General features: G+C 72.3%; 6 protein-coding genes and 1 pseudogene. 4 read left to right on the forward strand and 3 right to left on the reverse strand.

From position 1 onward, the window contains the following. Positions 1-2: 2 nt before the first annotated feature. A complete protein-coding gene (gene tkt / locus ACOJVU_RS01200) occupies positions 3-2099 on the reverse strand; it encodes a transketolase (protein WP_421528096.1) in 2097 nt (698 codons plus the stop codon). A gap of 259 nt (positions 2100-2358) precedes the next feature. On the opposite strand from tkt, the gene ACOJVU_RS01205 reads away from it, so the two are divergent. The 3 genes and pseudogenes from ACOJVU_RS01205 (at position 2359) to ACOJVU_RS01215 (ending at position 6683) form a co-directional block, all read left to right on the forward strand. Next, positions 2359-3351, forward strand: coding sequence for a heme o synthase (locus ACOJVU_RS01205; protein ID WP_421528097.1), 993 nt, complete (start codon positions 2359-2361; stop codon positions 3349-3351). Positions 3352-3416: 65 nt separating this feature from the next. Further along, positions 3417-3838, forward strand: a pseudogene (locus ACOJVU_RS01210) (IS982 family transposase); the annotation flags it as partial. A gap of 121 nt (positions 3839-3959) precedes the next feature. Then, positions 3960-6683 carry a PE family protein gene (locus ACOJVU_RS01215; RefSeq protein ID WP_421528098.1) on the forward strand — a complete coding sequence of 908 codons (2724 nt, stop codon included), beginning with the start codon at positions 3960-3962 and terminating at the stop codon, positions 6681-6683. A 708-nt stretch (positions 6684-7391) separates the two neighbouring features. Here ACOJVU_RS01215 and ACOJVU_RS01220 read toward each other — a convergent pair. Further along, entirely contained in the window at positions 7392-8366 is a 975-nt protein-coding gene (locus ACOJVU_RS01220) for a quinone oxidoreductase family protein (protein ID WP_421528099.1), read from the reverse strand. A gap of 19 nt (positions 8367-8385) precedes the next feature. Between ACOJVU_RS01220 and ACOJVU_RS01225 the strand changes: the two genes are divergently transcribed. After that, entirely contained in the window at positions 8386-9255 is an 870-nt protein-coding gene (locus tag ACOJVU_RS01225; RefSeq protein ID WP_421528100.1) for a hypothetical protein, read from the forward strand. Here ACOJVU_RS01225 and ACOJVU_RS01230 read toward each other — a convergent pair. After that, on the reverse strand, positions 9202-10149 hold the full coding sequence (locus ACOJVU_RS01230; protein WP_421528103.1) for a COX15/CtaA family protein: 948 nt from the start codon (positions 10147-10149) through the stop codon (positions 9202-9204). The genes ACOJVU_RS01225 and ACOJVU_RS01230 overlap by 54 nt on opposite strands. Between the last annotated feature and the right edge of the window lie 80 nt (positions 10150-10229).

Consider the following 10229-nt stretch of genomic DNA (forward strand, 5'->3'; position numbering starts at 1 on the left):
TCTCAGTTGTCCACTACCTGTTCCGCGGCGGCAGCGACGGCCTCAGCGGTGAAGCCGAACTCACGGAACAAAGTCTTGTCGTCGGCGGATTCGCCGTAGTGTTCGATCGACACGATCCTGCCGGTGTCGCCGACCAGCTTGTGCCAGCATTGCGCGATGCCGGCCTCGACGGCCACCCGCGCCGACACCGACGGCGGCAGCACGCTGTCGCGGTAGTCCGAGGGTTGCGACTCGAACCACTCCACGCACGGCATCGACACGACTCGCGCGACGATGTCCTTGTCGGCCAACAACGTCTGGGCCGCGACAGCGAGCTGGACCTCCGAGCCGGTGGCGATCAGCACGACGTCGGGCTCCTCGCCGTCCTCGGCGCCGTCGCTCAGGACGTAACCGCCCCGGGCGACGCCCTCGGCGCTGGTGCCCTGCAGCACCGGCACACCCTGGCGGGTCAGGATCAAGCCGACCGGTCCGCTGCCGTTGCCGCGAGCCAGGATGGTGCGCCAGGCGTAGGCCGTCTCGTTGGCGTCGGCCGGGCGCACCACCGAGAGCCTGGGGATCGCGCGCAGCGCCGCCAGGTGCTCGATGGGCTGGTGAGTGGGCCCGTCCTCACCCAGCCCGATCGAGTCGTGCGTCCAGACGTAGATCGTGTCGATGTCCATCAGCGACGCCAACCGCACCGCCGGGCGCATGTAGTCGGAGAATTGCAGGAAGGTGCCGCCGTAGGCGCGGGTCGGGCCGTGCAGCACGATGCCGGACAAGATGGCGCCCATCGCGTGCTCGCGAATGCCGAAGTGCAGGGTGCGCCCGTACCAGTCGGCGGTGTACGCCTTGGTCGAGATCGCCGGCGGGCCGAACGAAGTGGCACCTTTCATGGTGGTGTTGTTGCTGCCGGCCAGGTCGGCCGAACCGCCCCACAGCTCGGGCAGCTTGGGGCCCACGGCCGAGAGCACCTCGCCGGACGCCGCTCGGGTAGCCAGTGCCTTGGAGCCGGGTTCCCAATGCGGCAGGTCGGCGTCCCAGCCGTCGGGCAACTTCCCGGCGCGCAATCGGTCCAGCAGTGCCTTGCGTTCCGGCTCGCGCTGCGCCCAGGCCTCGAAGTCTGCCTGCCAGCGTTCGTGGGCCTGCTTGCCCCGGCCCACCAGCCCCCGGGTGTGGGTGATGACGTCCTCGCGTACCTCGAATTTCTTGTCCGGGTCGAAGCCGAGGGCTTCCTTGACGGCCACCAACTCGGCCTCGCCGAGGGCCGCGCCATGCGCCTTGCCCGTGTTCATCAGGTTGGGGGCGGGGTAGCCGATGATGGTACGCAGCGAGATGAACGACGGTCGGTCGGTGGTGGCCTTCGCCTCGGCGATGGCCGCTTCGATGTCGACGACATTCTCGCCGCCCTCCACCTCCTGCACGTGCCAGCCGTAGGCGCGGTAGCGGGCAGCGGTGTCCTCGCACAGTGCGATGTCGGTGTCGTCCTCGATCGAGATCTCGTTGTGGTCATAGAACACGATGAGGTTGCCCAGCTGCTGCACCGCCGCCAGCGACGACGCCTCCGACGTCACGCCCTCCTCGATGTCCCCGTCGGAGGCGATCACGTAGATGAAGTGGTCGAACGGGCTGGTTCCCGGCTCGGCGCCGGGGTCGAACAGGCCGCGCTCGTAGCGGGACGCCATCGCCATCCCGACCGCCGAGGCCAGCCCCTGGCCGAGCGGCCCGGTGGTGATTTCGACGCCCCGGGTGTGCCGGAACTCCGGGTGTCCGGGGGTCTTGGAGCCCCAGGTGCGCAGCGACTCGATGTCGGAGAGCTCCAGCCCGAAACCGCCCAGATACAGCTGGATGTAGAGGGTCAGGCTGCTGTGGCCGCACGACAGGACGAACCGGTCGCGGCCCAGCCAGGTGGTGTCGCTGGGATCGTGCCGCATCACCCGCTGGAACAGCGTGTACGCCAACGGCGCCAAACTCATCGCCGTCCCCGGGTGGCCGTTGCCGACCTTCTGGACCGCATCGGCGGCCAGCACTCTCGCGGTGTCGACGGCGACCGAGTCGATCTCGGCCCAGTCGTCGGGATGGTGTGGTCGGGTCAGCGCAGAGATCTCTTCGAGTGTGGTCACAGACTCAGTCCTTGGGGTCATCGAGCTGATCAATCTCAACCCTAGTGCGGGAGAGGCGGCTCTTGCAGGGCAAGGTTTTGGGTACCCGCGGCCGGGCGTTGTGAAAATTACGCGTCGGCCGCGCACGCGGTGCAACCAGTCCCGCAATCGAGGGGGAAATGTGGGTGAACCGACCCTCCGGGCTCGCCACCGGTGGAGTGCGGTCTACCATCGTGCGTAGTAGATGCTGCGCGTCGCCAGAACCCCGAGGAGTTATTGCGTGAGCGTTCGCGGGCGCGTCGCGCCCATCCGAAGGACCGAATCCGCCCAGGCGGGGCCGGACTGCGGCCCGTCGGCGAAAGGCCCGGCCACAAGCCCGTTCCGCACCCGGGCCAGGGTGACGGTGCTGGCCTACCTGGCGCTGACCAAGCCTCGGGTCATCGAACTGCTGCTGGTCACCACGATCCCCGCGATGCTGCTGGCCGACCGCGGCTCCGTGGACCCGCTGCTGATCCTCAACACGCTGATCGGGGGGATGCTGGCTGCCGGGGGCGCCAACACGCTCAACTGTGTGGCCGACGCCGACATCGACAAGGTGATGAAGCGGACCGCGCGCCGGCCGCTGGCGCGGGCAGCGGTGCCGACGCGAAACGCGCTGGTTTTTGGGCTGGTGCTCAGCGTGGGCTCGTTCTTCTGGCTGTGGTCGACCACCAACCTGCTGTCGGGGCTGCTGGCCGTCGCCACGATCGCGTTCTACGTCTTCGTCTACACATTGTTGCTCAAGCGCCGAACGCCGCAGAACGTCGTGTGGGGCGGCGCGGCGGGCTGCATGCCGGTGATGATCGGGTGGTCGGCGGTTACCGGCACCATCGGCTGGCCGGCGCTGGTGATGTTCGCCATCATCTTCTTCTGGACGCCGCCGCACACGTGGGCGCTGGCGATGCGCTACAAGGACGATTACAAGCGCGCCGGCGTGCCGATGCTGCCGGCTGTGGCGACCGAGCGTGAGGTCACCAAGCAGATCGTGATCTACACCTGGTTGACCGTCCTGACGACGCTGGCGCTGGCGCCGGCGGCGGGGTGGCTGTACGCGGCGGTTGCCGTGGTCGCCGGGGTGTGGTTCCTGGCGATGGCCCACCAGTTGTACGCCGGCGTCCGCGCCGGCCAGCCCGTCAAACCGTTGCGGCTGTTCCTGCAGTCCAACAACTACCTGGCGGTGGTGTTCTGCGCGCTGGCGGTCGACTCGGCCATCGCGCTGCCGACGTTGTTCTGAGCGACGTTCCGGGTGGGGGTGTTCCGGATCGGCGTTGGATGACCAACTCGAGCCCGGGGGCCTTCGTGGACGCTGACCGGGACACCCTCGTCACCGCACCGTCAGTCGCCACGATGATGTCCCGGTCGACAATCCGCGGCATCGGCCATGGCGTCCGAAGGGCGGGATCATCCGTGGTCTCGGCGACGCCGAACTGGTCACCCTGGTGGTGCTGCACGCACGGCTCGGGTTCAGCGCCGAGGCCAGGTGGCTGCGCTACGCTCGCGGCGGTCCGCGCGGGATGTTTCCTTGTCTGTGCACATCATCGGGCTACAACAAACTGGTCCGCGCGGCGGCCGGGATGCTGCGCGCGGTGATTGCGCACCTGGTTGCGCGCACGTCTCTACCGACCTCTACCGACGATGTGTGGGTCGTTGACTCCAGCCCGGTCGAGTGCGGTCGCTTGCGGGAGGCCGCCGAACGGTCCGATCTGGCCAGGTGGGCCGAATAGGGCTACGGCGCGTAGAAATCTGACTGTCGCCAAACGGATGGAAGCAGCGTAGCGTGCGTCACATCTTATCCCTATAGTTTCCCACGCGACCCACAGGAGTTATTACAATGTCTTCCCCTTGTTCGCAACTCCTGATGCACTGGTCACCGCGTCGGCGAACCTGACCAATATCGGGTCGTCGATCCGCGCGGCGAGCGTGGCGGCGGCGCCATCGACGACATCGGTGCTGGTGGCGGCTCAGGATGAGGTGTCGACGGCTATTGCGGCGTTGTTCGGCGCGCATGGTCAACAGTTTCAGTCGCTGATTGGGCAAGCGAACCTTTTTCATGAGCAGTTCGCGCAGTCGCTGAGCAAGGGCGGCGGTATGTATGCGGCTCAAGAGGTGCTCAACGTTGCGGGCGTGGGTGGGGGCGGCAACCCGATCACGGAGTTGGTCAATGCGGCGCAGCAGTTCGGCATCTTCTCGCCGGTGCGGGATCTCACCGGGCGTTCGCTGTTCGTCAACGGCGCCAACGCGACCACCCCGGGCGGCAACGGCGGGGTCGGCGGGTGGTTGATCGGCAACGGCGGCAACGGCGCGACAGGCGCGGCCGGCACGGCCGCGGATCCCAACGGCGGGTCCGGCGGCGCTGGTGGCGCGGCGGGCTTGTGGGGTGCCGGCGGTAGCGGCGGCGCCGGCGGCACCGGCGCGGCCGGCGCGGCCGGCGTGGCCGCCGGGGTCGGCGGGAACGGTGGCGCCGGCGGGGCCAACGGGTTGATCGGTGGCGGTAACGGTGGCATGGGCGGCGCCGGCGGTATCGGCGGAGCGGGGACGCTCGGCGTAAACGGCACGAACGACGGGCTCGGCGGTAACGGCGGGCTCGGCGGCAACGGCGGGCTCGGCGGCGCCAACACGCAGTTGTTCTCGTTGAACGGCCACGGCGGCGCCGGCGGCACCGGCGGCGTGGGCGGGGCCGGTGGCGACGGCGCAATGGGGGCGACCGGCACGGCCGGCACGGACAGCGGTAACGGCGGGGTCGGCGGTGACGGCGGCAACGCCGGTGGCGGCGGGGTCGGCGGTGAGGGCGGCGCTAACACCGCGCTGTGGGGCGGCACTGCGGGTGGCGTCGGCACCGGCGGTAACGCCGGTAACGCCGGGGTCGGCGGGGACGGCGGCGTAGGCGTGGCCGGCGGCACCGGCGGGCTCGGCGGCAACGGCGGCGACGGCGCCCAGGGTGGTGACGCCTTTAGTGCCGCCGGCATCGCCGGCACGAGCAGCGCCGGCGGTGCCGGCGGGACCGGCGGCACTGGCAGCCAGGGGACCACCGGCGTCGACGCCGCCGGCGGCAACGGCGGCAACGGCGGCGACGGCGGGACCGGCGGCACTGGCGGCGCGGCCGCCACGGTCGGCACCGGCGCGGCCGCGGGAATCGACGGCAACGGGGGCAACGGCGGGGCCGGCGGCATCGGCGGCACGGGCGCGGCCGGCGCTGCGGGCACCACTGCGGGCGCCGCCGGCGGCAATGGCTATAGCGGCGGCGTCGGCGGCGACGGCGGCACCGGCGGTGCTGCCGGTGGCTCCACCGGCGTAAACGGCAACGGCGGCAACGCCGGCAACGGCGGTGTCGGTGGCGTCGGTGGCGCCGGTTTCGACAACGTTGACGCCGCGGCCGGCGCCGGCGGCGCCGGTGGCGACGGTGGCGCGGCGGGCACCGCCGGCGCGGCCGGCAGCGGACCCGGCGCGGCCGGCACGGCGGGCACCGGCGGCACCGGCGGCGTCGGTGGCAACGGCGGCGCCGGCGGCAACGTCACCAGCGGTGCCGGTGCGGGCGGCGCCGGTGGCACCGGCGGCGCCGGTGGCACCGCCGGAGTCGACGACGCGTCCGGTGCCGGCGGCGCGGGCGGTAACGGCGGTGCGGGCGGCGCCGGCACCGACGGCAACGGCGGGCTCGGTGGCAACGGCGGTGCCGGCGGCGACACCGCCGGGATCGGCGCCGGTGGTGCCGGTGGCAACGGCGGCGTCGGCGGCGACGGCACCGGCACAGCTACCACCGCCGGCAACGGCGCTGACGGTGGTGCCGGTGGTGTCGGTGGCAACGTCACCGGTCCCGGTGCCGGTGCCGGCGGGCTCGGCGGTAACGGTGGTGCCGCCGGCGACGCCCTCGGCGCCCTCGGTAACGGCGGCAACGGCGGCGCGGCCGGCAACGGCGGTAACGCGGGCACCGGCGCCGGTGCCGGTGGTGCCGGTGGCGACGGTGGCGCCGGCGGCGAGGGCGGGTCGGTATCCGGTAACGGCGGCAACGGCGGCGCGGCCGGCGTCGGCGGCACCGGCTATACCGGCACGGCTGGCACGGCGGGCAGCGCCGCTGCCGGTGGCACCGGCGGCCCCGGCGGCACTGGCGGCATCGGCGGTGCCGGCGGCGACGCCATCGGGACGGCATCCGGCAACGGCGGTGACGGCGCGGCCGGCGGCCTCGGCGGCACTGGCGGCACCGGCGGCCAGGGCGGCAGCGGCACCGATGGGGCCGCCGGGGTCGCCGGCGGCGCCGGCGGCACTGGCGGCACCGGCGGCGACGGCGGCACCGGCGGCCTCGGCGGCGATGGCGGCACCTCCGTCTCCGGCACTGCGGGCAGCGGTGCCGCGGGCGGCACCGGGGGCACAAGCGGCACCGGCGGCGACGGCGGCACCGGCGGCACCGGCAACGCCGGGGAGAACCCCGGCAGCTCCGGCAGCCCCGGCACCGTCGGCAGCCCCGGCACCGCGGGCAGCGCGGCTAGTGGCACCACTGGTGGCGCCGGCGGCACCGGTAGCACCGTTGGCGGCACCGGGGGCGCCGGTGGCGACGGCGGCGCCGCCTCCTAACCTGGCGGTGGGCACCGGCGGCGGAGAGAGCCACTCAGCGCTCCCGGCTCGGTTTGTTGTACTCGTGGATAATGGCCTCGCTGGCACGGCCGGCAACAACGGCGGACATGGACGCCGCAATGTCGAGTTGGTCGGGGAAAAGAGCAGGTCCCGGGTTGTGCCCCGGGCGGCTTCGGGTGATCGCGGCTCAACCGGTGTCGGGGGCGCGGTCGTTGCTCACGACGGTGGCGTCAGGCTGATATGCGCGGGTCGGGCGCCGCAGGGCGACGGTTCGGCGGCAACGCTGGCTGCTCTCTGGTCCGACGTCTTCGTGTGGGTTCGTGCAAGGTCCAACGACGCGGTTCCGGGGGAACAGGGACGCTGGCGCGCCAGGTCCGTATGCCCGAGGGTCGAAGCGCGGCGGGAAAGGCCGTACGCGATGACCCAGACGACGGTCGGCACCGACGTGATCAGGGCGGCGGCGCCGCTGGCGTGCCACCGGTTCGGCCGTGGATCTGTTCGCCCACAGGGCCAAACACGATGGCCTCAATCCCTTCCGCAACAAGGGCCCTTCCGCAACAAGGGCCCTTCCGCAACAAGGGCCCTTCCGCAACAAGGGTATTGAGGGCCATCGTCGCGGCTCGGCAACGTCCGACCGCGCATCGACGCGCCGACCTTTTCAGGTCGACGCCGCTAGTGCTGGCCCGGCGCTCGCGGCGGCTTCGCCCGCTACGGCAGTAGCACGAGCGAGCCCGCGGTCCTGCGGCCCTGCAGATCCTCGTGGGCACGGGAGGCTTCGGCCAGCGGGTATCGCCCGCCGACCTCGATGGTGAGGTCGCCGCTACCGATCGCGTCGAACAATTCCGAGGCCCGCCAGGCGAATTCGTCGCCGGTGCGGACGAAGTGCGCCAGCCCGGGCCGGGTCAAGAACACCGACCCGGCGGCGTTGAGCCGCTGCGGGTCGACGGGCGGAACGGGACCGCTCGCGGCGCCGAACAACGCCAGGGTGCCGCGCACGGCCAGGCTGGCCAGGCTGGCGTCGAACGTGCTGGCGCCCACCCCGTCGTAGACCGCCGCCACCCCCGCGCCGCCGGTCAGCGCGCGGATCTGACGGCCGAACGCGGCGGCGTCGTCGGGGTAGGACAGCACCTCGGCCGCGCCGGCGTCCCGCGACATCCGCGCCTTCTCCGGCGTCGACACCGTGGTGATCACCCGGGCACCCAGCAGGCGGGCCCACTGCGTCAAGATCAGTCCCACCCCACCGGCGCCGGCGTGCACCAGAATCGTGTCGCCCGTGTCCACGGGATACACCGATTTCAGCAGGTAATGCGCCGTCACGCCCTTGAGTAGCGCCGACGCCGCGACCTCGGGGCTCACGCCGTCGGGCACCCTCGCGGTCAACGCGGCCGGTGCGGTGGCGAACTCGGCGTACCCGCCGGAGGCCGTCGCCGTGACCACCCGGTCGCCCGCACCGAAACCGTGGGTGTTCGCGCCGGTCTCCACGACGGTGCCGCACACCTCGGAGCCGACGATGAACGGCAGCTCGCGCGGATAGAGCCCCGATCGGAAGTAGGTGTCGATGTAGTTGACCCCGATGGCCTCGGTCCGGATCAGCAGCTGGCCGGGGCCCGGGGCGGGCCGCGGGGTGTCGACGTAGCGCAGGACTTCGGGACCGCCCGTGTGGGCCACTTCTATTGCGTGCATGGGCCTATCATGCCGGGCAATGAAGCTCGCCCGGCCGGACCTCTTCCATCCGCGTATCGTGCTGGCGGGCTGCCCGCGGCACGTCACCGGCGACGGCGACGACGCGGGGCTTGTTGCCGCGCTGCGCCACCGCGGCCTGCACGCACGCTGGCTGTCCTGGGACGACCCGGAAACCAATCAAGCCGACCTGGTGATCCTGCGGGCCACCAGCGACTATGCCGAGCGGCTCGACGCCTTTCTGGACTGGATGGGCGGGCTGGCCAACGTGCTCAACCCGCTTGCCGTGGTGGCCTGGAACGCCGACCGGCACTATCTGGCCGACTTGGCGCAGGCAGGCGTGCCGACGGTGCCGGGGGAATTCTTCGCGCCGGGAGAACGTATCCGGTTGCCGCGCAGCGGGCACGTTTTCGTCGGCCCGGCCGTGGGCACCGGGAGCCGCCGCCGCGCCGACCGCGTCTCGGCCTTGGCGGATGCGGGGGAGTTGCACCGCGCGGGTCGCAGCGTGCTGCTGCAAGCCTGCGATGCGTCGCCCGAGTCGGTGCTGGTCTTTCTCGGCGGCGAGCTGTCCCACGCGTTCACGCTGCGGGGACGCGCGCTGGTTGGGGCCGAGCCGGACCCGGAGGTCTGGGCGGTCGGCGCGGCCGCGCTGGCCGCCGCGGCCGCCCGGACGGGCCACGCGCAACGCGAGCTGCTCTACGCGCGCGCCCACATCGTCGGCGACCACCGCGACCCGTGCCTGCTGGAACTACAACTGGTGGAGCCGTCGCTGGGCTGGCGGCGGTTGGAGCCCGGCGCCCGCGACCTCGCCGAGCGCGGGTTCGCGCTGGCCGTGGAGTCAGCGTGCGACCGGCTCGGGCTCGGCCCGTCCAAGCACCCGTTCCCGCAGTGACGCCCACAGCGCCGCGGTGGCCGCGGTGCACGCGGCGGCGCCCGCCACGTGCACCGCGACCAGGGCGGCGGGGACCCCGGTGAAGTATTGCGCGGTGCCGACGCCCGCCTGCACGCACACCAGCGCCAGCAGCACGCCGAGGCGCAGCAGGATGGGCCGCGACGCGCCGACGGCCAGCAGGCCGAAGCCCAGGCCGGCCAGCAGCGCCAGGTAGGCGACCAGCAGCGAGGAGTGCGCGTGCACCAGGGTGTCGATCTCGACTTTCAGCCGCGGCACCGTGCGGCTGGGGCTGCGGTCGCCCGCGTGCGGGCCGGCGGCCGTCACCAGCGTGCCGGTGACCAGCACCGCCGCCAGATCCGCCCCGATCAGCGCGGTGAGCGCGCGTAGCGGCCGGGCCACCCACCGGCGCGGCACCCCGTCGTCCGGCTCGCCGATCTTGGCGTAGAGCAGCACCGACAGCCACACCATCGTCATGGAGGTCAGCAGGTGGACGGCCACGGTCCACCACAGCAGTCCGGTCCGCACGGTGATGCCGCCGATGACCGCCTGCACCACGGTCGACACCGGCATCAGCCACGCATACACCAGGACCTCGCGGCGCCGGCGGGCCCGCGTCACCGCCAGCACGGCCAGCACCGCGGTGATGACCACCGCGAACGTGATCAGCCGGTTGCCGAACTCGACCGCCTGGTGGATGCGCGGAACCGCGGCGTGGGCCACCGGCGTGAAGCTGCCCGGAAAGCACTGCGGCCAGGTCGGGCAGCCGAGCCCGGACGCGGTGACGCGGACGATCGCGCCGGTGACGGCGATGCCGCCCTGGGTGAGGACCACCAGCGCGGCGATGACGCGCTGAGCGCGCAGGCTCGGACGCGGGAGTAGATCCACCAGGCGCATCAGCACGTGTCCGATCGTAAGGCACCGAAAACTACAGCCTGTAGTACGCCCGGGAGTTCCGCGAGACATAAACCACGCAC

The organism is Mycobacterium sp. THU-M104, assembly GCF_049197365.1.
Taxonomy (GTDB): Bacteria; Actinomycetota; Actinomycetes; order Mycobacteriales; family Mycobacteriaceae; genus Mycobacterium.